The sequence below is a fragment of the Bacillus sp. FJAT-27225 genome, assembly GCF_001685025.1.
Classification (GTDB): domain Bacteria; phylum Bacillota; class Bacilli; order Bacillales; family Cytobacillaceae; genus Bacillus_D.
Genome location: NZ_MAYU01000022.1, coordinates 23,068 through 45,096, shown reverse-complemented (window position 1 = coordinate 45,096; position 22,029 = coordinate 23,068). Strand labels below are relative to the sequence as shown.

Here is a 22,029-nt window from a genome sequence, read left to right as displayed (position 1 = left end):
CATACTGGTAGAAAAGAATACACAAAAAAAGTTTGCGCAAAATGTGGCGGAATTAATACTCAGCCAGTAGGACCTCTTGTGATTTCATTTGAAGGTAATCCTGAGGAGGGAACAGATTATTACCGCGTGTATAAATGGAGTATCATAAGTCCCGATTTTCAAAGTGCTATACTTTCGAGTAATATAACGGGATTCCATTTAAAAGAAATCTTGATTGACGATGAAAAAGGAAACTTGCTTAATACAGATTTAAAACAAATGGAAGTATCCGGAAGAGGCGGTCTTCTCACAAACCTAAAGGGTAATGAAATTCCCAATTGTCCCTTATGTCATAGAGTTTCTTCCCGAATATTAGATAAAGAAGATGGTTTAAGCATTAACCTTGATAGTTGGGATGGAACCGACATATTTTTCTTTAATAATTGGAAGGGCACTGTAATCGTTTCCGAAAGGGTTAAAGCTTTATTGCAGAATCATAACCTAACTAACATTGATTTCATTAACATTAGGGAGTATGTATTTAATAGAATTTTAAAACGGTGGAGGAATAATTCTAAATAGCTGGCTCTTGCTTATTGAACTAACGGGGCAGTTTAGTTGAAGAACGATGTTTAACTTGTGTTCAACAATCGGGCCAGATTGTTGAATATATAACATACACCTCTAATTTTTTGGAACTTAAAAAAATGATGAAGAAGAATCTTTTATTAGTATGTGAAGTGACACCATTCAATGTTGTGTTATTTCTTCCCGGTTTAATTGCAACAACCATCAATAACTTGCCAATATTTAAAGGAAGTATGCTAAATAAATCGCTAACCTCATATAATTCAAATAGAACATAAATGATTGGAGGCAATTATTATAAACACGATAACCACTGAGAAAAATGAAAATAATACCGTCCCCGCTAGAAATGACGTGCCCCTACGTTTGAAAATTGCAGGGCTATTGCTTATCACCAGTCCAGTTTTGTGGTTCGTTGGGGCAGTGGCTTTTATGCCCCAGCTAGGCGATTTCTACAATCCGGGTGACTCACTCACTAAGCTAGGCGCTCTCACAGGCCAACAGGTAGCGTGGACGGTGCAAAGCCTGTTATTCTTCGCGGGTACTTTAGCTGCAGTGATTGGGTTGGGACTACTGGCAGGACTCCTGAAGCATACACGCGGAGCTGTGATGTCCCGTGCGGGTGTGTGGGGCATCATAACAGTCACGGCTGTATATGCTTTCATTCTACTACTGCGTTTGACCGCTCCCACAGATGGCGTACGCGACACAAACGATGTGCCGTCGCTCCTTATGTCCGCACATTTCGGGTGGCTTGGGGTCGTAGCGATCGGCCTAACGTTGCTCACTGTAGCATTCTTCGGTTTGGCCTTTTATTGGAGTGGCGTGGCTAAGGTGATGGGGGGGCTTGTTGCAGTGTTAAGTGTCCTAGTACTCGTCGTGCTCCTTGCCGGCGTCCCGCTACCGCCTGTTATTGTCTACCCCATTGCAGCTATTCTAGGTGTGCGGTTACTTTTCTTGAAAGCCCCTTTCGCGCACTAGCGTTAGCCAAATGTGCCGGAAGAAGTTAAATTTGGCTGAAGCATCTAAGCTACAACCATTAATTCTGAGTTCTAAACTAATTCCCTAGATAAACGTGATTCCACAAGCATTTATTCTGTCTTAATTCAACAATCAGGCGCGATTATTGAATAAACGCCTCTTTTTCTACTTCAACTCTACCATTAAAATAAACTTCTCTAAACATAAAAAAAGACAGTACCAAAGAACACTCGCCTCATGTGTTAAAAAAATGAGGGAGCCACGGATCATTGATCTATGGATTGGTTGACTGGATTAATAAACAGTATGGTCATACCAACATATTTTCATTCTCTGTGGTGAAGCAGTGATTTCCGCTTCATGGATGGCTAACGGGCAGGTTAATACAATAACCATCCATCTTATTTTGTTATAATGAAAATGAAATCTATTGATTATTTAGGAGATAAAATGTTTATGAAAATGAAGGCTTGGGCGAAAAGTATAAAGCGACAGATATTTATTCTTTACTATGCTTATAAAGATACAAGAACACCCTGGTTTGCAAAGCTATTTACTGCTTGTGTGGTTGCTTATGCGTTCAGTCCAATTGACCTAATACCAGATTTTATTCCTATTCTTGGCTATTTAGATGACGTAATTCTCCTTCCTATAGGGATATTGTTTGCGTTGAAAATGATACCGAATAATGTATTATCTGACTGTGAAGTTTGCAGAAGAAATGATGAAAAATGGTAAACCGAAAAATTGGATATTCGGTTCAATAATAGTATCAATTTGGGGTTTAATTATTATTTGGTATATTATAAAAATTTATAACTTATTAAGCTAACGGGTGCTAATGTTCAACAGCACATTACTATAAAGTAAGCTCAGGCCTTTATATGGCTACTGAGCTTTTTCGTATGCTAATACTACTGCTAAAGTGGCTGCAAAATGTATGTTGATTTCTCTGCTATTACCTTGTGTAAAGCACTATTAATTTGAATTTTGTACTTCTAAATCCAACCCATTGGAAAAGGTTCGCCCGTTTTTTTGTTCGTATCGACCTATAATTTATATAAACCAGATGTATAAATAGAACTGATTGTTTTAGAGATTTCTTCAACTGTAGCCTGATTTTCGTCCCGGACGATTTCCCATAAATACATTTCATTCATAAAAAACCATGCCCGAGCTACAATACCATGATTCAAACCTTGATAGGCAAGACCTTTTTGCTGAGAAAAGGCGATATCCTTTGAGATTCGCTGGATGAACTTAGTTTGGATTTTTCTCCAATTATCAGCAACGGCAGTGGAGAACCCGATTGCTTGATGAAAAACCTGCAACATTGCCCGCTCTTTCTCGGCTAATTTTAGAAAGGAATAGGCTTGGGCTTGTATGATTTCCTCTGCTGCTTTTGTAGACTCAGGAAAAAAAGGCGTCTCAGCAATCTGATAGAATTTTTGCATCACATCTTCCATCAAAACAATTAATAGATCCTCTTTCCCTTCAAAGTACACATACGCAGTGCCATATCCTACCTCAGCCTTTTTAATAATTTGAGAAATGGTCGTTTTTTGATACCCTTCTTTTACAAATACCTCTTTAGCCGCCTCCAGCAGTTTTTCTCTCGTCATCATAGAACGTAAATGACGCTTATCAATCGATTCCTTCTCTGTCACGTTTTTATCCCCTTACGTTTTGTTTGTATTAAGTATATATGGCTTTTTGCAAGTACGAAAGTGCGTTCTAATGTGTGGCGCGAATCATTTGCCTAAAAACTTGTAACACAAAACCTCGTCTAGGAATAATTTGTAAGGGCAGTAAATTAGAGGAGGTTATTTCTATGCAACCATATAGTCATCACAATGCCCTAAATGGTGAAAGAGATATGACGGATTTTCACAAAAAGTGCAAACAACACTTATACCAAGTGATTCAAGTTGAGATGAATGATGGCTCCGTATACCAAGGAATCCTTCATAGTTATGACAAGGACAAAATGTATCTCCTTATGCACAAGTCGGGCCATTCTCATATACCCACCCATTCAATGGAAGAAAGCAGCAGCAGTGAAAGCAGGCAGTTCTTCCCCTTCTTCGGGCCATTTGGATTATTTGGATTCCCGTTCTTTGGAATTCGCCGGTTCGGACCGTTTTTCCCATTCTTTATTTAATTTTCCTGCAAAAAAGGCCTGTAGTGGATAATGTCCCTGCAGGCCTTTTCTATATAAAGAGAAATCACATTATATAAATGGAGCTTTAGAATTTCGGGCTCCTTTCAAATTAGAAAATTTACCTTGAAATAGGATTAAAATTTCCTTCAAAAAATGTAAAAGGTTATTTAGCACATAAATACACTTTGTAGTCTAATACCTCCTGATATTTTACTGTTAAATACATATGCTTGTGCAAGATCTCGTATAAATCAGGTTCAATATGTTTCGAGTACTGAAATTCGGGCATTGATTGGTTTTCAAGGAGGGAAGGTGCGTTTAAAAACGTACTAATATTTTTTAAACCAGCCTGTTTAAATAAAGAAATCCAATCCTTTTCCATAAGAATCGAATCAAACCCATAAAATCGTTTAATTTCCTCCTCGGAATTCTTCCCTAGTCTCCCCACAACGGTAAGCTCATTTGCAATAAACCGCCCGCCAGGCTTTAATAATCTGGTTATTTCCTTAAGTGCCCGGGGCTTGTTGACAAAAGACAAAACAGATTCGGAAACAATGAAGTCATATTTACTGCTTTGTAACGGGCATTTTTCAATTGAGCCTTGATGGATTTCCACTGGCAAGCGGGATTTTATCATTCTCTTTTTGGCTTTTTCCACCATTAGGGGATTAAAATCCAACCCTGTTACTTTCGCACCATAACGCGATGCCAGGTAGGCAGCTGTTTGGCCAGTTCCACAGCCTACATCTAAAACGCGGGAGAATTTGTTAATCTGTTCATGTTCGAATATCTTCTTTGTTAGTTCGAATCCACCAGGATGTGCACCGCTAACACCGAATTTGGACAGAAACTCTAAATACTTTGAAGCCCCAATTAGAACCACCTACTTTATTTTTTTATTCGCCATAATATGAATAGAGAAAAAAGATGGTTCCTGATGATTCTTGAACCCAATCTAAAGGAGCATAAAGTGAGTGAATCCTAGGTAGGGTATTGGCTGTGAGCTGCATATATTTGGAGTTTGTATGTTGGGAAGAATTCCTCATTATGTTAACATCAACTGGGTAGTGCAAAACTGAATCTTATCCGATTTAACCTACGTATAAATGAAGTAGTTATTTTTAAATAGGGAGGAGGCTTGGAGTATGTTTGATTGGGAAGAGGTCGAGAGGACATTTAAAAACTACCTAAATTATGGCCAAGTTGCTGGCCCTGTCATGATGTATGTAATGATTGCACCGGTGGTTAGTTTAATCGTTGCCTCATGGGTGTTGTTTTTTATTTTTACCATTGTATTGTTTCTACAGTTGTTCATTGGCTGGCGAGTTTGGCGAAGCGGCCTGGAAAGGGAATCTCACCAACGAGTAATGGCATTTTTTATGTTTTTTAACTTTGGGCTTCATGCGGTCATGCCATTATTTTTCTTTACTTTTGGTACAATCTATTTTTATATCTCGTTAGGCATTTATTTGCTGCTTTTGTTTTTTCTTTTTACAAAAACAAAAGTCATTGCGGAAGCAATCCATGATCCAGCTGATTCGTGGATTGGAAAAGGGTTTCTTATTGCAACCGTTGTAATAGCTTTCATTGCAATCCCTGGTCAATATCGTCCATCTGAAGGAATCATTATGCAGCTAATGGATAATAAAGTGAAGGCAATCTATCTGCCAACCGCTATGTATTTACTGGGACTCCTCCTCACGTTCCTAGTGCCTGTTTTCTTTTACCCTGCACAATTTGAAGTGGGGGCTGCGGACGATCATCCAAAAGGGCGCAAGAAATTATCAAGAGCCGAGCGAAAAGCACTTAAAGCCAGAAAGGCCAATAAGTTTTCGGAAACGGATGTACATAAAGGATAATATAAATGGAAGGTGAAGATAGTGGTTTTTTGGCATCGTTCGAACGGCCCATTAATACTGGACTATGTCCGGCAGGTTGAGCGTTTATTGACAATTAAATTCCCGAAAGAGTATGTTGCGAGTGTCATAGCGCATGATGGAGGACATCCTGAGCCGAATCGATTTGATACGGTAAGAAGAAAAGGCTATGTGATGGACCGCTTACTTACGTTAAGAGATGACCCAGTTGGCTTACTCAGAATTTATTCAAAGATAGTGGAAGGTCTGCCGCACGGAATTATTCCGTTCGGATATGAAGTAACGGGAGATCTAATTTGCTTTGATTTTAAAAATAGCTATGAAACTCCAAGTATTGTGCTATGGAAGCATGAACTGGCACCGGATGAAGAGGATGTCGGCAGCCAGGAGGAAATGAGAAGAATTGGACTGGAATATATCAGCAACTCGTATGAAGAATTTATTGATTCTCTATATCCATGATTAGGTACCCAAATGGGATTTCACCACTTGGGTATTTCCTTTAAATTCAAGGATAAAACGTCGTTGCGGAAATGTCAAAATGTCCTTGAGCAAAGATTTCAAGGACAAAACGTGGTGGCAGCAATTGTGAAAATGTCCTTGAGCAAGGTTTAAAAAGTCTAATTTAGAACAAGTCCGATATAGTCGACTTGAGCCACAATCCAGTACTATGTCTGCAATTGCACTAACTTGCAAATTGTGTGCCAATAGTATTATTTGTAATCATTCGGCGGAGGTTACTCCAGATAAGGGAGCAAGCCAAAAATGAAATTCAGCCTCGGCTTCTTCTCAAAATCCTGAACCAAATTACCGTTCAGTGAAGGGAGGGGGATATAATGTACATTTTAATAGCACTTCTGGTGATTTGGTTTTTGACCGCATTTTTTTCTTATTATCTTTTCTATACTATAACAATTTCTGTCTGTACGATTGGGATTCTTGCTATCTTTTTCTGGAAAATTGTCTGGGACGGTTTGCATCAGCAATATCATTTGTGGAAAAATCCTTCCTTAAAAAAGAAACGGGCAATTTATAAAGAAAAGAAACGAAAAGAGGAGACAAAACGTCTCAGGAAACTGTCCCCATTTCAAAGATGGAAGACAACCACGAAGGAAAAGCTCAATACTGTTTTCTCATGGATCCTCGTCCCTGTTATTTTTCTGGGGGTTCCGGCAGGGGCTTTTGCGATTGGAGGAGACTTTTTGCTCGATTTTCCATCGTATCTGTTAGGGAAGTCAGAAACCGCCACTGGCTACATATCTGATTACGTAAAGGTTTCAGGCCGGAAGTCACTTTCCTACATTTCAGTAGAAATAGATAATAAAGACTATCTTTTAACGCAACATGAAGAGTTTGGTCTTGGAGATCAGGTGAAAATTCACTATTTGCCGCATACGAAAATCATTAGGAAATTTGAAATTGTGGATGAGCGGAAAATCCAACCTGAGACAGAGTTTACTCCACCAGACCCATCAATTAAGGACAATCCTGCGGTCGGTTCATGGGATTATTCTAATGAAAATGAAGATGAGTACATTTCTCTGCTTTTTTCTGACACCGGCTTGGCCACTCTGGCTGAAATAAAGGGAGAAGAAGGAATTTTTTATAGTGGCAGATGGAAGTATGATGAGAAAGAAAATAAGGTAATTTTTGAAGTAGAGCAAGCGGAGGACCGGTCCTGGAAGCCGGTCGAACATCCGGACAAAATTGAAATAAAGGTTCTTTCCGTTGGGGATGACTCATTGGAAATCGAGTTACATCAAAAGAAAGTGCCGTTAACAAGAATATGGTAGTGTAAGGAGCTGGTTTAATGGATTTGCAGTTGCAAGGAAAAAATGTCCTCATCACAGGCGGCTCGAAAGGAATAGGGAAAGCGATTGCCAAAGCGTTTAAAGAGGAAGGGGCAGATGTAGGAATTTCAGCTAGGGGAATGGAGGCACTTGAAAAAGCAAAGGAAGAAATGAATGTCTCCATTTTTCAGGCAGATATCACGAAACCAGAGGAACGGGAGAAGCTTATTACTGCTTTTGTTGAAACATACGGAACCATTGATGTGCTTATCAATAATGCAGGCGGCAGCAATGGCGGAAAAGCAACAGAGACTGAAATGGAGTTATTCCATGAAGCCATGGAGTTGAATTATTTTTCTGCTGTCCATTTAAGTAAATTAGCTGTCGAGCATATGAAAACGCAACAGTCAGGTTCCATCATTAACATTACATCGATTTTTGGCAGGGAAAGCGGGGGAAAGGTAACGTATAACAATGCCAAATCTGCCTTGATCAGTTTCACCAAGTCTCTGGCAGACGAAGTGATTTCCAGTGGAATCCGGGTAAATAGCATCGCACCAGGAAGTATCCTGCACGAAACAGGCAACTGGAAAAAACGCATAGAGGCTGACCCCGAAGGCATGAAAGAATTCGTAAACAAGGAAATCCCGGCCGGTCGCTTCGGCACCCCTGAGGAAATCGCGAATGTTGCCGTATTCCTCGCCTCCGAAAAAGCTTCGTGGATTGTCGGAGCCAGCATAAATGTGGATGGCGGGCAGTCGAGGATGAATTTTTGAGTAAGAAGAAGGGGGGAAAAGAAAATCCCCTTGCTTCAAACCTCTCCTATAAAACGCAATAAAAGGCTAGGATGCGTACCTAGCCTTTTATACTGTGCTATCAATACAAAAGATAAGAGCAGGACAAATCTGCTTTAATGTAAATCAAGGCTATTCTACTTTAACCTTGATAGTATCAATTGCATTATACCCATACCCCTTCCTGTTCCAAAAAGCGTGAGCTGGCTGGGTGCGTCCATATGAATCGGTGGCTTTGGACATGATTGCATATTCCCCTTTCCTTGATACAGTCCATTCATACGACCAGGCTTGCCAGCTATAGCCTTCACTTTTATTCTGGCCTAATGTTGCAGGTCGCCAAGTACTTCCGCCGTCTACACTCACGTCTACCTGTGAAATCATTCCATTGCCGGTCCAGGCAATTCCTTTAATTACATGATTACCAGTATTTAAAATCTCCATGTCCAAAGGTTTTTGAATAGTCGAGTTTACATTGATTGTTGTAACAGGAAAGGAATCTTTATTATTTTCCTTATTCGGGTAATACACATAATCAATTGCTTGAAAGGGTCCTGTGAAATTTGAATCGATCACATGAATCTGTTTCATCCATTTAACGGATGCCATTGCGTACCACTGAGGAACAATCAATCTCAGTGGATAACCATGTTTAAATGGAATCGGCTTGTTATTGTATTCATAGGCAATGATGGTCTCAGGGTGGAGTGCCTTCTCAATAGGTAAACTTCTGGCGTAGGGGAAAACATGATCTAAATCGGTCCTTTCTCCATAATCATATCCTTCCACAACAACTTCTTTTGCTCCTTCGCTAATTCCTGAACGTTCAAGCAGGGTCCTTAAAGGTACGCCTTTCCACAAACCTTGGCTTATCGCTCCCTTTTCCATTTGTTCTCCAAATACCTTAGGCTCGAAAAAGCTGCGTTTATCTCCCGAACATTCAAGGACAACTTGTATCGTTTTTGAAGGCAATGTAAGAATCTCCTGCATCGAGAGCAGCACCGGTTTTAATACTTCCCCTTTTATCGGCAGCCAGTAATTTGAGTAGGATAATGTGGGATAGGAAAAGTGATTCCGCCTATAAAACAACCTGTTCGGAATGATATCAGTCTCGATCAATTGAATGGGTGTCTCCTGATTTTCCGGAAACAAACTCCTAGTCAGTAAATATGGTTTTACTTTAGGGTGGTTTGCTCTGTCCATAACTTCCTCCTAATTAGAAACGTTTATAAATATGTTTATGAACAATGAAATCTAATTAGATATTAAAGTGAAAATCGACGCTCAAAAGAGCTTAAGATTTAAATTGGACCGATTAAGAGGGAAACAACTAAAGGATGAAACGTGAGGACACCTCAAGAATCAGGAGCATATGGAGTGCAAGCAATAATAAACTAGGTAAATATGCAGGCTATCGATGAAACATTTTCGGTGAATATTCAAGAGACGTGGTTTGGATGAAATAAGAAGAACGGCTAGTTAAGGCCAACACCGATATACCTCTTAATAAAACAAGACCGACAACTAGCCATTGTCGGTCGAATCTTTTTGCTCAACTACTCTTATCCCTTTTTCACCATTTTCGACGATGTGCTTGAGAACAGAGAGCTTATTTTCCCAAAACTTCTCATAGAAGGCCAGCCACTGCTTCAGCTCTGTTAATGGCTCAGGGCGAAGCTGAAAAATCTTCTCCCTGCCTACCTTCCGTCCGCTGACTAATTTTGCCTCTGAGAGAACGTGCAGGTGCTTGGCAATCGCGGTTCTGCTCATTGGGAAGTGGGAGGTGATTTCGGAAATGGGACGCTCCTTTTCAGCCAATAATTGAAGAATCTCTCTCCGGGTTGGATCGGCAATCGCCTGAAACACATCATGCTTTTGTGCAGAGGATGACACTTTAGCCCTCCACAATACCGCGCAGATTTTTAAGAATGCCTGTCCAGCCATGAGACATCCTATCGCGGATAACAGAGGCTTTTTCTCCAGCCTTGCCAACGATTTCGTCTGCCTGTTTCCAACCGCCATGGATTAAGGTGAACTCTGTCTGGTCACCCATCTCCTTTAATTGAAACGTTAAAAACCAACCATCTGTATCCAAATTAAAAGAAAGGCGATGGGGTGGTTCCAATTCAGTTACCTGACATGGTGACGGGCCAAAAGGGGACTGGATGGTAAATTTATGTCCTATTTCCGGCTTAAAGTCATTCGGCATAAACCATTCTGAAATACCCTCGGCTGTGGACACATGCTCCCATACCTTTTGTATCGGCGCATTAAAGATAACGGTTTGTTTAATATCCTGCAATTTGTTTTCCATAAAGAATCCCTGCTTTCGTTTAAAAGTAACACCTTTTGGTTTTGCTTTTTTAGTATATAAAACCATTTGGTTTCATGTCAACTAAAGTAGTGACGAACCTTTTTAGTTTTCTTTTTCGTTAAACTCTTCCAAGGAAAGGAAATATGTTGGATGTTTATATATACTTCGTGTAGTATAATGGCAAACCTTGATTGAAACGGAGATAAGATAGGATGGATAAACTAAGGGAAATTGAAGAGGTTAATGAGTTTATTTTGAAATTACCGGAAAACATTCAAAACATCACAGTTGCATTAAGGAAAATCATTCTTCATTCTTCGCCGGAACTTAAAGAAGAGTTTAAATGGTCTATGCCTAATTATTCATACAAAGGGTTAGTATGTTATATCCAAACTGCAAAAAACCATGTTAATCTTGGGTTTCATAGAGGAAATGTACTCCAGGAAAAAGACACTAACAAGTTATTGCAGGGAACAGGAAAGGCATTGAGGTATATAAGAGTGAAGAAGATGGAGGAAATTCAACCCGAAGCCATTGCTTCACTCATTCATGAAGCAGTAAGATTGAATGAGGAATTGAGTAATTAGTAAATGCACGAAGAACAGTTCTCTGTGCATTTTTTTCAAAAAGTCTCATTTTTATATTGATATGCATAAGAAGCATATAGGCTTCCTGTAGCACTGAATTTTCGGGGATTTCGCTGGGAGTTATTGATAGTTTTAAGTATAATTTAGTTTAAAAATACCAATAGGGCGTGAATAGTAGTTGAAAAAAGTAACAGTTGAAGACTTAGCTCAAAAGTTCTCCTTGAAAGTGTTGGCAGGTGAAAGCCAACTGCAAAAACCGATTACGCAATCCCGGGTGCATCGTCCGGGCCTTGAGTTTGTTGGCTACTTCGACTTTTTTCCAACCGAACGGGTGCAAATATTAGGAAAAAAAGAGGTTACATATTTACATAAGTTAAGTAAAGAGGAACGGAAAATCCGGATCGGAAATGTTGTCCGTTATCATCCCCCATGCTTTATCGTAACAGCTGGCGAGGACGGACTTACATACTTAATTCACCATTGTACCGAGCAGGGCATTCCTCTGTTAGTCACAAATGTGCCTGAGGATACTTCAGATTTTATCTCCAAATTGGATACATATTTAGTGAAGGAATTAGCACCCGAAATGACAGTGCACGGTATTTGTATGAATGTATCAGGAATGGGAATTTTGCTTCGCGGAGCCTCGGGAGTAGGAAAAAGCGAAACAGCGCACACATTGATCCGACGGGGACACCGGCTTGTTTCTGACGATATCGTTGTCTTAAAGAAACTTAGCCCGCAAACGATTCTTGGCACTCATGAAGGGAATAACAAAGAATTTCTGGCTTTGCGCAGCATTGGCTTGCTGAATGTGGTTCGCATGTATGGGCGCAGGGCTTTTCAGGAAGAAACGAGAATCGCCCTTGATATTCATTTAACGAAATGGGAAAAGGACGCCCTGAATAATGATTTGGAACAGGAATTTCACTATATCGATTATATGGGAGTTAAAATACCATCGATTGAAATTCAACTCCAGCCTGGCCGTGATGTTGCAGGGTTGATTGAGGCAGCAGCAAATAACTGGTATTTAAAGCAGCAAGGATACAGTGCAGCAGAAGAATTCATAAGCAGGATTGAGGCTGATATGAACAATTCCGGGAACAAATATTAAAGTTGGCATATGTTCAAGTTGAAGAGAATGCGCTGCTTTCATTGTTAAGGTGCACGGCAGCTGTCATGGAGTTAATAATACTTGATAGGGAGTAACGGGTTCAGTTTTGAAGAATTTAAATTATAATGGCTCCTATGTAACAACTTCGAAAGTAAATTAGTACAATAACGCTTGGAATCCTATGGTTCCAAGTCTTTACCTTTATGAATGTTTGAATAAAGAATCCATTATTCAAAAAAATAAGCACCAATTAAAGCTATGGCAGATGAAAGTAAATTCCATAGGATATGAACGGCAATGGGAACTGATAATCTGTTAGTTTGATAATAACTGCAAGAAAAAACGATTGATCCCCAGAATAATATAGGAAAGCTCGGTAGATTCATATGCCAAGCAGCGAAGATTACCGAGGTAAAGAGAATACTTAATAATATAGGGAATTTCTTTGAGAAAGAGGGTAATATAATTCTTCTAAATATTAACTCCTCTAATATCGGTCCTATAAATACAAATGGAATAACTATTAAAGGGATAGCTTGTGTCATTCTTGTCGAATTTGATACTTCGGAAGGGTAAAACAAAGGTTTTATTGTAGCAATAACGATAAAACCAACAATCGAAATAAAAAACCATTTGATAATGGCCAGTATTGATTGTTTAACCGTTGATTTTCTCTTTTCAAATACTGTGTGTTTAACATCGTCTTTCAATAAATATAGAGTTACTAACAATAACAAAGGGGAAAGAGCAAAGTTAAATATAATCACCAATGTTCTCGGATTATTAAATATAAAAGTGATGACATCACCTAGAACTCCGACTCCAAAGTAAATGATCAAAGCATATACATGTTTCTTTTTCATTCATACCTCCACCGAGCTATATATATTCTGTGATTAGGAATACTCTTTTTTTGCGGTCCATTCCAATTAGCTTCCTTTTATTTTAACATAAATATCCAATTATATAGTTTTTAATTTTGGTCCTACTAATAACAGGTGGCAATATCTATATAATTTACAATAATGGGGATTATAATTTTCTTAGTAAATTAGCTCTGTCCCTAAAAATTGAATCAAGTATTGGCTTCAACCCGATTACCTAGCATCAACTCGCGTGATTAAGATCATGCCACTTTTTCTAGCTCAATAGTGGATTTCTAAGCTATGGAAATAAGAAAATTTGTTTGATAAAAACCGTTTAAAAAGATAATGAATGCGAAGAGCAAAGAATGATCTAGTAAGACGGGAGGGGAAGTATACTTGGAACTTATATTTATTTTCGGTCTAGGATGGATTCTTTTCTTAATTTATTCATTGTATATAAAACCCGTTAAAACCTATGAACATGTAATATCAAGGGGGTTTTTCAACAGAGTAATTGGATTGAAGAAAAAAGAAAAACAGCTCTATTTGAATGCTCTGCAAAATATGAGCTTATCTGAGAATGAACGAAGAGACTTGATGTTTATAATAGGAAACTGGTACGCCAAAAATAATAACTGGTCTGAAGCAATTCATTATTATAATAATGCTTTTCAGAATTATAATGAAAACTTTCATTATAAAAAAGAATTTCACAGAGTAATTGATTGTTATATAGAATGTAATGAAAAAGAACAAGCCAAAGAAGTATTAAAATTCTTTCTTAAAAGAAAATCATTTGACGAGAATTATAGAAAGCTGGAGAAAGAGTACAAAGATTTACTTGTTTAAAGGGATATGATGATGAGACCTCGGTTGTTAATTACCGAGGTCGTTTTATTAAATTGGCAATGTAAAAGGGTCCTTTTTTTGACAGGAGGCTCCAGGACAGTGTCCCCTTTTTGTGGGGAAAGTTGCTTCTTCCCGTGCTGTCATGCAAAGAAGCCCTCTTTCAGCAAGGGGTAGTATTGTAAACTTAGGGTTAATTTTCCAAAAAACCTTGAAAGGGAAACGTTTGTTCTGGTATTCTTATAAAGAGTTTAGAAAGAATAGTTGGAATACTTTTTATATTTAAAAATTGCCTGGGAGAAGTACGATGGAGATTAAGCCTTATACAATTAATATTTCCAAAGAAGAAATCGATAATCTAAAATACCGATTGAAATTAACAAGTTTTCCTGATGAATTACCCGATGCTGAATGGGAGTATGGAATTCCTTTAGATTTCATAAAAGAGATAATGCGATATTGGCAGGACGAATTTAAATGGAATGAAGTTGAAAGCAGAATAAATTCCTTCTCAAATTATAAGGTAAACATTGATGGAATAGACATTCACTTTATTCACGAACGTGGAAGTGGTCCGAATGCAATCCCAATTATAATTCCGCATGGTTGGCCAGGTTCGTTCTATGAGATGTTGGATATAATTCCTTATCTAACAACGCCAGAAAAATTTGGCCGAGATCCCGCTATTTCATTTGATGTTGTAATCCCCTCGATCCCAGGGCACGGATTCTCAGGGATTCCTTTAAAAAAGGGGTTTGAAGATCGGCAGGCCGCAGACATATTTGTAAAGCTTATGAAATTATTGGGTTATGAAAGATTTGGAGCTCATGGTTACGACTTAGGTGCAAGTATAGTTGGCTTGCTTTGTTTAGATCACCCTGAAAATATTATTGGCTACCACACGACCTCTCCGGGAAATCCCAGTCCTTATATATCGAATGACACAGTGTTAACAAAAGATGAGAAAACGTATCTGGATTATTGTAAACAGTGGTATAACGAAGAAGGAGGATATGCACATATTTTGGGTACGAAACCCCAAACGTTAGCGTATTCCTTAAATGATTCCCCTCTTGGCCTTGCTGCATTTATTTTGGAAAAATGGTATTTATGGACAAGTCCTCCAAATGGAGATATAGTAAGGCATTTTAGTTTACAGACACTTATGGCAAATGTATCAATTTATTGGTTCACACAGACGATAAATTCATCAAACCGATTTTATTTTGAAGGTAAACATACACAATGGCCAGACGAAAATGACGTATCCAATGTCCCATTAGGAGTTTCGTTGACAGCTACTCAACCGCATGAAAGACCGCCAAAGGAATATGTTGAAAGACTATTCCCTAATATCATAAGTTGGGAAGAATTAAATATGGGAGGTCATTTTGTAGCAACGGAAAATCCAAAGTTAGTCGCAGAACATATTCAAAAGTTTTTTGGAAAAGTAAGGTGATTAATTTTGGGTTTTAAGGCTTGCAGATGGAGGAGAGAAAATATGTTTCCAACATTAGAAACAGATAGATTGGTATTAAGAGAAATATCCAAGGATGATACAGGGGGCATATTCGCTTGTTTTTCTAACGAAAATGTAACGAGATTTTATGGCCAGGAACCTTTAGAAAGAATAGTGCAAGCAGAAGCATTTGTTGATTTCTTTGCAAAAAACTACAAGGAGAAAAGAGGAATACGTTGGGGAATTGAAATTAAAGGCCATCAAGGAATAATTGGAACGATTGGATTCAATGCTTGGTCCCCTAAACATAAACGAGCGGAAATTGGGTATGAAATTCACCCCGAACATTGGCGGAAGGGTTATACTTCAGAGGCAGTATTAAAAGCAATTCAATATGGGTTTGATGAATTAGGACTCGCTCGGATAGGGGCTGTCGTTTTTATAAATAATGAAGCCTCAAACAATTTGCTTAACAAATTGGGTTTTCAAAAAGAAGGAATTCTAAGGGATTATATGTATCAAAACGGAGAGACATATGATACATATGTTTATTCATTACTTAAAAACAAGAGATAATGCTCTGCCTCGGCTAAAGTTTCATACCTTTTCATTTATATTGAATTACTTGGGCGCTGATCTAGAAGGATTAGCGCTTTTTTATGTGGAAGCCTATATGCAAGACCTGACCTTAAAAGTAATTATTTACCCAGGAAATCTATTATATTATTTATTCTGCTGATCCGAGCAATCTTTGCCAAGCCGCAGTTGTTAATAAAATGACACATGAATTTCTTCAATAAGTGTTTTCTCGAACTTAGGGAGTGTTGTTCCAAGAAAAGCATGCTTGATGGCATTGGCATGGGCTTTGTTAAGAATTACTTTTTTTAAAGCTCCTGCCTTAGTTTCCGCAATCTGTATTTGGTGGATAAATTGGGGCTCCGAGAGACGAGAAAAGTCCACGAGTTACATTTTGAGAAGAGAATACCAAAAGTGCAAAAGAAATTACAGAATATTTTGTTAAGCGGCAAGTTATTATATACAATATACATGAAAGAACGCTCAATCATACATACATCACTATTGAAATTAAGGAGGAGTAGTTTATGAAAAACTACGAAATTCTTTTCTATGAGAGAAAATTTCCAAGTGCAAACATGATTCTTGTCAAAGATCAGCTGCCAATCCTAATTGACAGTGGCTTTGGGAGTGATGCAGAAGTAACAGAGAAATTAATTAAAGAAGCAGGCGTATTACCAGATGAATTGCATCTAATTGTAAACACCCACTATCATAGTGACCATGTAGGGGGAAATTATCATCTTCAAAAAATGTATGGAGTAAAGATTGCTGCTCACCAATGGGAGGCAAATTTAATTAATGCCTGTGACCTTGAAGCCTGCAGTGCTGAATGGTTGGATCAGCCTGTGGAACCGTACAAGGTCGATTTAAAACTCTCTGATAACGATGAAATTCATACAGGAAGCAGAACATTTAAAGTCCTGCATACACCGGGACACACGTTAGGACATATATCTCTTTATGAACCTGAAGAAGAGGTATTCATTTGCGGGGATCTGTTTCACAAAAATGATGTCGGTTGGTTAAATATTTTCCGAGAGGGCGTTTCATCAATCCAACGATCTCTAGAAAGTCTAGACCGGGTGTCCACACTCCGAATCAGGAAGGCCTATTCTGGACATGGACCCCAAATTGAGGATCCGCTTAGTTCCATTGATATGGCAAGAAAACGGTTAGAAAAGTGGAGCAAAAGTCCAGAAAAAATTTCATGGCATGCTTGCAAAAGAATTTTTGCATATGCACTAATTATCAAAAACGGTTTGCCAAAAGAAGAGATGGACCATTATCTATTAAACTGTGGCTGGTTTCAGGATTTTTCCCGGTACGCTTTCCAGATCCATCCGGAAGAATTTATTGGAGTTCTGGTAGATGAAATGATTCGTTCTGGTGCAGCAAGCTGGCAAAATGATTATTTAATCGCTACAGCTCTCTATACCGCACCGCAAAAGGAATGGGTGGATAAGGATATCAAGCCGAAGAATTGGCAAATTAAATTATCTACATATTGATAGAAAAAATGCAGGCAAAATAATCAACTTTAGGGGGGAGCTATAATGGATTTGGAGGTTGGGGATATCATTCGGTTTGAACGGACATTCACAAAAGAAGATGTTGAACTGTTTACAAACGTATCCATGGATGAAGGTGACCATCATACAAATCCGGATGAATTGGGGCGGCTTGTGGTTCAAGGGTTGTTAACTGCTACATTACCAACAAAAGTTGGCGGAGATTACAATGTGCTAGCCCGGATAATGAATTTTGAATTTTTAAGGCCTGTCTTTACAGGTGATTCAATAACCTGTGAAGTAACAATTGAAAAACTGGAAAAGAAAGATACTAATCGAACCGCAATTTTGGCAACATTCTTATGTACAAACCAAGTGGGGAAACAAGTTTTGAACGGAAACTTTGCGGGGGTAATAGTAGGGCACTAGGTTAACGAAGGAATCCAGGAAGGGGTTTGCCCCTTTTTGTATAAATTCTTGTTGAACAATAACAGCAGGTTTGTTTAGCAGCAAAAATACATCTGGGGGAACCAAATGGAAAACACAGAATTTGTTTGGGCCATTCTTATGGTAAATGGAAAAGAGAAGTGCGGGTAGTCATGAATTACTTGGAGGTATAGAATAATTCAATATTTCTGATGACAAGTCGGACGAGTTCTTGGAGTTTTACGAACAGAATGATGAGAAGATATCTAAAGCTAAAAAAGCAGCCTTGTGGAATGGTTTGTTGCTTGTTGGAATAAGGAAGATGGGAAAAATATCAAAATGCCTATCTATATTTGCTTCCACGATGATGATGAATCCTTTGACTTGCATAAAAATAAATGGATTTTTAATGAGGAAAAATGGGCTGTTTAAATATCAAAGGGCATCCAATCTTGTTGAGCTATCAGATAGGATTCGCTCATTTCTTATTGAACAAACGGGAGGATTGTATCATAAAAGCATCTATATATAGTAGCCAGGAAGTGGGTACATAGAGTTGAAAAAGGTATTCTTATTGATCATCTTATTAAGTTTCGCACTAATTGGTTGTTCAGAAATACAAACAGAAGGTTATGTTCTTGAAGTTGAGCAAAATAGAATATTGATAGCTGAGAAAATTACTGAAGAACAATATGAAGCAATTAAAGATAAATCAATTTCAGAAATGGATGATGAAGGCATTTCACTTATTTATTTCGGTTTTGATGATACAGAAAAAATACAGGTAGGTAACAAAGTGGCAGTATGGTTTGATGGGAATATGGCTACATCCTATCCTGCTCAAGCCGGAGCTGCAAAAATCGAAATAAAAGAATAACTTGATGAAAAGCTTTCTTTTTTGTTGAATTCCTTATTAAATGAACGGGGAGTTTAGCTGAACTACACATTTTAAAATTATATCAATCAAGGCTGTGATGGTATGTTTCAAGAGGGGTTTCCCAATTATTTGAGAGATGATGTTACTAAAGTGGCTGGATTGATACCTACTAAAACTTATAATAATGTCACTATTGGTGTGTCTCAGGATAGTATTCAATATATTCAAGATAAGAATGTAATTACGTTTCCTTATCGTATCTACTACATGGATAATTCAGATGAAGTGATAGACAATGTAAGTGAACGACAAAAAATGATATTGCATTGTATATATTCAAGGAGTTGTGACGGGCTTGTTCGCCAAAAGCATTTGTACTCGTTGCTTCAGATGGATTATGAAGATTGGGCTATTCCCTATATTGTAAAAATTTGTGATGAATATGTCGTAGAAATACTAGAAATGACTTATGATAGTTTAAAAGAACAGGATACAGATCGAATTAAGAAATTTTGTATTGAAAATAGTGGGGCGTTTTGCAAAAGCTATAGCAGAATGACCAGCTATTGGAACGAATATTATAGATATAAATACAAGGATTTTCATCAATATATTGGCAGGAAGTTATTTAGAGATTGTTTTGGTTACTCTAAATCAATGGAGAGGAGGAGAAAAAACAATAACACTTTAACGGGTGATGATGCACAAAAACACAAAAGGAAGCTCAGGGCTTAAGACTAAAGGGTTCCGTTATAGGGGTTGTTTCAAATATTTAGGGCTAAATAACAAAGTGAATTTTGGCATTTTTATTTCCTATTCAGGGATAGGAGGATATTTCATCTCGCTATATTCTACACTTCTACCGCTCTTGAAACCTATTAAAAGAATATCTTTACCAGGCCGCCAGTAATATTCGTAGATAATGCCGGATTCATCCTTAAGTTCAACTTCCGCAATATAACCGCTTTGCTTATAATCCTTTTTAAATTCCTTGCTTTTAATATTGAATTGGGAAATTCCTTGCTCTTTCATGTATGATTCCACCTCTTTTTCCGCCCAAATCTTTTGAACCGGAAACATGTAAATCAAATTAGCAGCAAATAGTACTCCTAAAATTATCAGGATTCGTGCGGTTTTTATATTCTTTGACACTGTGATTCCCCCATTTCTGTCATTCAAATTCCCTTATTCTCTGTAACCAAAGTGCTATTAAACAAAAAATCAATTATTGAAGTGACAACAACAGCATTCCGAAAAAAGAAATACCTTCAAACTAAATTCCATCCCTTGTTCATTTCTTCTGCTTAACATATCATACAATAAAAAGGTGTAAAATTACACTTTATTTTTGAGAATAGTACTGTTTCCTAAATTCGAAAAGGCTTTTCATCCTAATTAATGATTTGCCTCAGAAAGAACCAGTAACAGCTCCTATTATTGGTGCCACGAAAACATCTCATCTCGAAGAGGCTGTAGGTGCTTTATGGGTGAAGCTATTCGCTGAAGAAATGGCGTTTCTCGAAGAACCGTACATACCACATTCAATAGAAGGGCATAATTAAACGCTTATGAAAAGCCCAAATTTCTAAAAAGAAATTGGGTTTTCTTAATATCGTTGATTATTCTTATAGAGGTGTTTTCATAGGTCTATTTCATCCTATTAATTTCCCAATTTCCGGAATACCAAATACCTGCTATTTTATAAGTAGAGACAACGAATTGTCCGAAACCAAATCGGTCTATCATCGGGTACTTTTTAACCGGGAGGAATGAGGCATGCAATTGAAAGTTGGGCATTTATTCTTTTTAAATGTATTTATGATAAGCCTTGGATGGTCAATGAATCTCATCGATAAATATATGGATCGGGGTTTTCTCAAATACGGTTTAACTGGGCTTATTGCTTTCTTCCTTTTCCTTGGCCTCCGAGTTGGAATAAATAAATTTCCTTTTATGCAGAAACCTGCCAAGGATTCGCATATTACTTTAGGTGTATTATTCTATGTTTTCTACCTCGTTGGTTTAACTGTATTTACAATCATTTAGCTCGAAAACGGGAGGGTTTATTAGTAACAGGTTCCGTTACCTAATTTATGTTGGGATGTAAAACGGAGGTTATCGGGAAACGGCTTTGATTGACAGAGGAAAATAAAAAAAGTGTAATTGAGGTGACTTCCATTCCTCAATTACACTTATCTACTGATTGCTTGGCCTAGAGGCTTCTTTTGAAATAGTTACTGTCCAGGAGATCACTGTAGTGCTGTCTCTGACATCATTATTCTTTATGTTCTTTAGCATCGACCATATATTACTTTTATCATCATTAAGGTTATTGAATGCATTGTAAATGTTTATCGGGTTTGAGTATGGTTCATTTGGGCATTCAATTAAACCATCAGTGGTAAGGAAAAGCCGATTTTCTCCTTGTCTTAATTCCCTTATTCCAACAGTGTAACAAGGAACTTCTTGTTCAAAAGTATTGACTCGGCCTATCCATTCATAGAATTGTCTTTGATTTAACTGATACTGGCCTAGTGCAGCTAATTCTGGATGAAATAAATAAAGAATACAGTCCCCGACCGAAAACCACCATACATACTTATCTTTCCTTACTACAATTAAACAAGCAGTTTCTCCTGTCACGTTTCGGCAAACAGATAAAAACTCTTCAGATTGAAACAAATTTAATATCGTATCTTCCAACCTTTTAAAAAATTGATGATTTGTCTTTAAGGATAATAAATCCTTAATTTGGGACTTAATATTTGCAAATTGTTCTAAAATTTTCTCGGCACTCTCTGAAGTAGTATGAGCGTCAAGAAGAATGGCGAATTCCCAATCTTCCTTTTCATTTAAGTAAACTAAACACCCATCTTCATTCTTATCCTGTCCTGCATTAGAATTACCACCATAACGCCCCACTACAATATGATTGAGCTGAAGAACATTTGGCTTATCAACGAAATTTTCCTGGCTGCCAACCCAACTAAAATCTTCATAAATTTTTACTCCTGAAGTTTGGATATTCCCAGGGTGCTTATTAATAAAGCAATCGTTCAAAGTAATCCACCCCTTTTTAAATATTTCTACTAGTATAATCTAATGTAAGAGGCTATGGTGTAATTTTCCAACATAAATTTTCCCCCTTCTATTAAAACTTTTAGTTTGTGAACCACACTTAAACTCTCGGGTACGTTGATTAAAGAAGGATTAAGGCTTCTTGTTGTTGAATTCGTTAATCGGGCAAGTCAGGTGAACGGCATTGAAGAGGAGGGTAAAG

25 protein-coding genes and 2 pseudogenes are annotated in these 22,029 nt (G+C 37.8%); 19 read left to right on the top strand and 8 right to left on the bottom strand.

Translation table 11 applies throughout. The features are described 5' to 3' along the window. The first annotated feature begins 78 nt into the window (after positions 1-78). Positions 79-561, top strand: coding sequence for a hypothetical protein (locus A8F94_RS16255; protein WP_139070118.1), 483 nt, complete (start codon positions 79-81; stop codon positions 559-561). 1,506 nt (positions 562-2,067) lie between these two features. Next, a pseudogene (locus A8F94_RS26675) lies at positions 2,068-2,215 on the top strand (YkvA family protein); the annotation flags it as partial. 382 nt (positions 2,216-2,597) lie between these two features. Here A8F94_RS26675 and A8F94_RS16240 read toward each other — a convergent pair. Further along, positions 2,598-3,215, bottom strand: a complete 618-nt coding sequence (locus A8F94_RS16240; protein ID WP_441294200.1) for a TetR/AcrR family transcriptional regulator — start codon at positions 3,213-3,215, stop codon at positions 2,598-2,600. Between the two features lie 164 nt (positions 3,216-3,379). Here A8F94_RS16240 and A8F94_RS16235 point away from each other — a divergent pair, with 164 nt between their 5' ends. Next, a complete protein-coding gene (locus A8F94_RS16235) occupies positions 3,380-3,709 on the top strand; it encodes a hypothetical protein (protein ID WP_066202583.1) in 330 nt (109 codons plus the stop codon). 163 nt (positions 3,710-3,872) lie between these two features. On the opposite strand, the gene A8F94_RS16230 is transcribed toward A8F94_RS16235, so the two are convergent. Next, positions 3,873-4,592: a class I SAM-dependent methyltransferase gene (locus A8F94_RS16230; protein WP_077247767.1), complete on the bottom strand. Its 720-nt coding sequence runs from the start codon at positions 4,590-4,592 to the stop codon at positions 3,873-3,875. A 262-nt stretch (positions 4,593-4,854) separates the two neighbouring features. Between A8F94_RS16230 and A8F94_RS16225 the strand changes: the two genes are divergently transcribed. The 4 genes from A8F94_RS16225 (at position 4,855) to A8F94_RS16210 (ending at position 8,152) form a co-directional block, all read left to right on the top strand. Beyond that, complete coding sequence (locus A8F94_RS16225) at positions 4,855-5,568, top strand: hypothetical protein (RefSeq protein WP_066202581.1); 714 nt, start codon at positions 4,855-4,857, stop codon at positions 5,566-5,568. 21 nt (positions 5,569-5,589) lie between these two features. Continuing rightward, complete coding sequence (locus A8F94_RS16220) at positions 5,590-6,048, top strand: SMI1/KNR4 family protein (protein WP_066202579.1); 459 nt, start codon at positions 5,590-5,592, stop codon at positions 6,046-6,048. A 374-nt stretch (positions 6,049-6,422) separates the two neighbouring features. After that, positions 6,423-7,379 (top strand): hypothetical protein, encoded by a 957-nt coding sequence (locus A8F94_RS16215; protein WP_066202577.1) that lies wholly within the window; start codon positions 6,423-6,425, stop codon positions 7,377-7,379. Between the two features lie 17 nt (positions 7,380-7,396). Next, positions 7,397-8,152: an SDR family NAD(P)-dependent oxidoreductase gene (locus A8F94_RS16210; protein ID WP_066202575.1), complete on the top strand. Its 756-nt coding sequence runs from the start codon at positions 7,397-7,399 to the stop codon at positions 8,150-8,152. 150 nt (positions 8,153-8,302) lie between these two features. Here the strand turns inward: A8F94_RS16210 and A8F94_RS16205 are convergent, their stop codons facing one another. The 3 genes from A8F94_RS16205 to A8F94_RS16195 all read right to left on the bottom strand — a co-directional run bounded on the left by A8F94_RS16205 (position 8,303) and on the right by A8F94_RS16195 (position 10,484). Further along, positions 8,303-9,373, bottom strand: a complete 1,071-nt coding sequence (locus A8F94_RS16205) for a sulfite oxidase (RefSeq protein ID WP_066202573.1) — start codon at positions 9,371-9,373, stop codon at positions 8,303-8,305. A gap of 321 nt (positions 9,374-9,694) precedes the next feature. Then, a complete protein-coding gene (locus A8F94_RS16200) occupies positions 9,695-10,063 on the bottom strand; it encodes an ArsR/SmtB family transcription factor (protein ID WP_066202571.1) in 369 nt (122 codons plus the stop codon). A 1-nt stretch (position 10,064) separates the two neighbouring features. Next, a complete protein-coding gene (locus A8F94_RS16195) occupies positions 10,065-10,484 on the bottom strand; it encodes an SRPBCC family protein (protein WP_066202569.1) in 420 nt (139 codons plus the stop codon). Between the two features lie 212 nt (positions 10,485-10,696). Here A8F94_RS16195 and A8F94_RS16190 point away from each other — a divergent pair, with 212 nt between their 5' ends. Continuing rightward, complete coding sequence (locus A8F94_RS16190; protein ID WP_066202566.1) at positions 10,697-11,071, top strand: DUF1801 domain-containing protein; 375 nt, start codon at positions 10,697-10,699, stop codon at positions 11,069-11,071. Between the two features lie 178 nt (positions 11,072-11,249). Continuing rightward, entirely contained in the window at positions 11,250-12,188 is a 939-nt protein-coding gene (gene hprK, locus A8F94_RS16185) for an HPr(Ser) kinase/phosphatase (protein WP_066202564.1), read from the top strand. A gap of 227 nt (positions 12,189-12,415) precedes the next feature. Here the strand turns inward: hprK and A8F94_RS16180 are convergent, their stop codons facing one another. Continuing rightward, complete coding sequence (locus A8F94_RS16180) at positions 12,416-13,051, bottom strand: CPBP family intramembrane glutamic endopeptidase (protein WP_066202561.1); 636 nt, start codon at positions 13,049-13,051, stop codon at positions 12,416-12,418. 399 nt (positions 13,052-13,450) lie between these two features. Here A8F94_RS16180 and A8F94_RS16175 point away from each other — a divergent pair, with 399 nt between their 5' ends. The 8 genes from A8F94_RS16175 to A8F94_RS16140 all read left to right on the top strand — a co-directional run bounded on the left by A8F94_RS16175 (position 13,451) and on the right by A8F94_RS16140 (position 19,484). Further along, positions 13,451-13,903: a tetratricopeptide repeat protein gene (locus tag A8F94_RS16175; RefSeq protein WP_066202560.1), complete on the top strand. Its 453-nt coding sequence runs from the start codon at positions 13,451-13,453 to the stop codon at positions 13,901-13,903. Between the two features lie 304 nt (positions 13,904-14,207). Further along, positions 14,208-15,359 (top strand): epoxide hydrolase family protein, encoded by a 1,152-nt coding sequence (locus tag A8F94_RS16170; protein WP_066202558.1) that lies wholly within the window; start codon positions 14,208-14,210, stop codon positions 15,357-15,359. Positions 15,360-15,401: 42 nt separating this feature from the next. Next, a complete protein-coding gene (locus A8F94_RS16165; protein ID WP_066202556.1) occupies positions 15,402-15,935 on the top strand; it encodes a GNAT family N-acetyltransferase in 534 nt (177 codons plus the stop codon). Positions 15,936-16,462: 527 nt separating this feature from the next. Continuing rightward, positions 16,463-17,446, top strand: a complete 984-nt coding sequence (locus A8F94_RS16160) for an MBL fold metallo-hydrolase (RefSeq protein ID WP_066202555.1) — start codon at positions 16,463-16,465, stop codon at positions 17,444-17,446. A gap of 45 nt (positions 17,447-17,491) precedes the next feature. After that, positions 17,492-17,875, top strand: coding sequence for a hotdog domain-containing protein (locus A8F94_RS16155; protein ID WP_066202554.1), 384 nt, complete (start codon positions 17,492-17,494; stop codon positions 17,873-17,875). Positions 17,876-18,104: 229 nt separating this feature from the next. After that, complete coding sequence (locus tag A8F94_RS25835; RefSeq protein WP_066202550.1) at positions 18,105-18,404, top strand: hypothetical protein; 300 nt, start codon at positions 18,105-18,107, stop codon at positions 18,402-18,404. A gap of 24 nt (positions 18,405-18,428) precedes the next feature. Next, entirely contained in the window at positions 18,429-18,749 is a 321-nt protein-coding gene (locus A8F94_RS16145; protein ID WP_066202548.1) for a YobA family protein, read from the top strand. Positions 18,750-18,878: 129 nt separating this feature from the next. Continuing rightward, a complete protein-coding gene (locus A8F94_RS16140; RefSeq protein ID WP_254660877.1) occupies positions 18,879-19,484 on the top strand; it encodes a hypothetical protein in 606 nt (201 codons plus the stop codon). A 78-nt stretch (positions 19,485-19,562) separates the two neighbouring features. Here A8F94_RS16140 and A8F94_RS16135 read toward each other — a convergent pair whose 3' ends face one another. After that, positions 19,563-19,901 carry a DUF3139 domain-containing protein gene (locus A8F94_RS16135; protein WP_066202545.1) on the bottom strand — a complete coding sequence of 113 codons (339 nt, stop codon included), beginning with the start codon at positions 19,899-19,901 and terminating at the stop codon, positions 19,563-19,565. A 251-nt stretch (positions 19,902-20,152) separates the two neighbouring features. On the opposite strand from A8F94_RS16135, the pseudogene A8F94_RS26225 reads away from it, so the two are divergent. Then, positions 20,153-20,311: pseudogene (locus tag A8F94_RS26225) on the top strand (aldo/keto reductase); the annotation flags it as partial. Between the two features lie 214 nt (positions 20,312-20,525). Continuing rightward, positions 20,526-20,795, top strand: a complete 270-nt coding sequence (locus A8F94_RS16130) for a hypothetical protein (protein WP_066202544.1) — start codon at positions 20,526-20,528, stop codon at positions 20,793-20,795. Positions 20,796-20,945: 150 nt separating this feature from the next. On the opposite strand, the gene A8F94_RS16125 is transcribed toward A8F94_RS16130, so the two are convergent. Continuing rightward, entirely contained in the window at positions 20,946-21,752 is an 807-nt protein-coding gene (locus A8F94_RS16125; RefSeq protein WP_066204000.1) for a protein phosphatase 2C domain-containing protein, read from the bottom strand. Between the last annotated feature and the right edge of the window lie 277 nt (positions 21,753-22,029).

Bases quoted from the DNA above. Each gene is read 5' to 3' on its own strand.
- A8F94_RS16155 (WP_066202554.1), top strand. From the start codon at position 17,492: ATGGATTTGGAGGTTGGGGATATCATTCGGTTTGAACGGACATTCACA.
- A8F94_RS16205 (WP_066202573.1), bottom strand. From the start codon at position 9,373: ATGGACAGAGCAAACCACCCTAAAGTAAAACCATATTTACTGACTAGG.
- A8F94_RS16215 (WP_066202577.1), top strand. From the start codon at position 6,423: ATGTACATTTTAATAGCACTTCTGGTGATTTGGTTTTTGACCGCATTT.
- A8F94_RS16130 (WP_066202544.1), top strand. From the start codon at position 20,526: ATGCAATTGAAAGTTGGGCATTTATTCTTTTTAAATGTATTTATGATA.
- A8F94_RS16210 (WP_066202575.1), top strand. From the start codon at position 7,397: ATGGATTTGCAGTTGCAAGGAAAAAATGTCCTCATCACAGGCGGCTCG.
- A8F94_RS16165 (WP_066202556.1), top strand. From the start codon at position 15,402: ATGTTTCCAACATTAGAAACAGATAGATTGGTATTAAGAGAAATATCC.
- A8F94_RS16180 (WP_066202561.1), bottom strand. From the start codon at position 13,051: ATGAAAAAGAAACATGTATATGCTTTGATCATTTACTTTGGAGTCGGA.
- A8F94_RS16170 (WP_066202558.1), top strand. From the start codon at position 14,208: ATGGAGATTAAGCCTTATACAATTAATATTTCCAAAGAAGAAATCGAT.
- A8F94_RS16195 (WP_066202569.1), bottom strand. From the start codon at position 10,484: ATGGAAAACAAATTGCAGGATATTAAACAAACCGTTATCTTTAATGCG.
- A8F94_RS16235 (WP_066202583.1), top strand. From the start codon at position 3,380: ATGCAACCATATAGTCATCACAATGCCCTAAATGGTGAAAGAGATATG.
- A8F94_RS16160 (WP_066202555.1), top strand. From the start codon at position 16,463: ATGAAAAACTACGAAATTCTTTTCTATGAGAGAAAATTTCCAAGTGCA.
- A8F94_RS16190 (WP_066202566.1), top strand. From the start codon at position 10,697: ATGGATAAACTAAGGGAAATTGAAGAGGTTAATGAGTTTATTTTGAAA.
- A8F94_RS16225 (WP_066202581.1), top strand. From the start codon at position 4,855: ATGTTTGATTGGGAAGAGGTCGAGAGGACATTTAAAAACTACCTAAAT.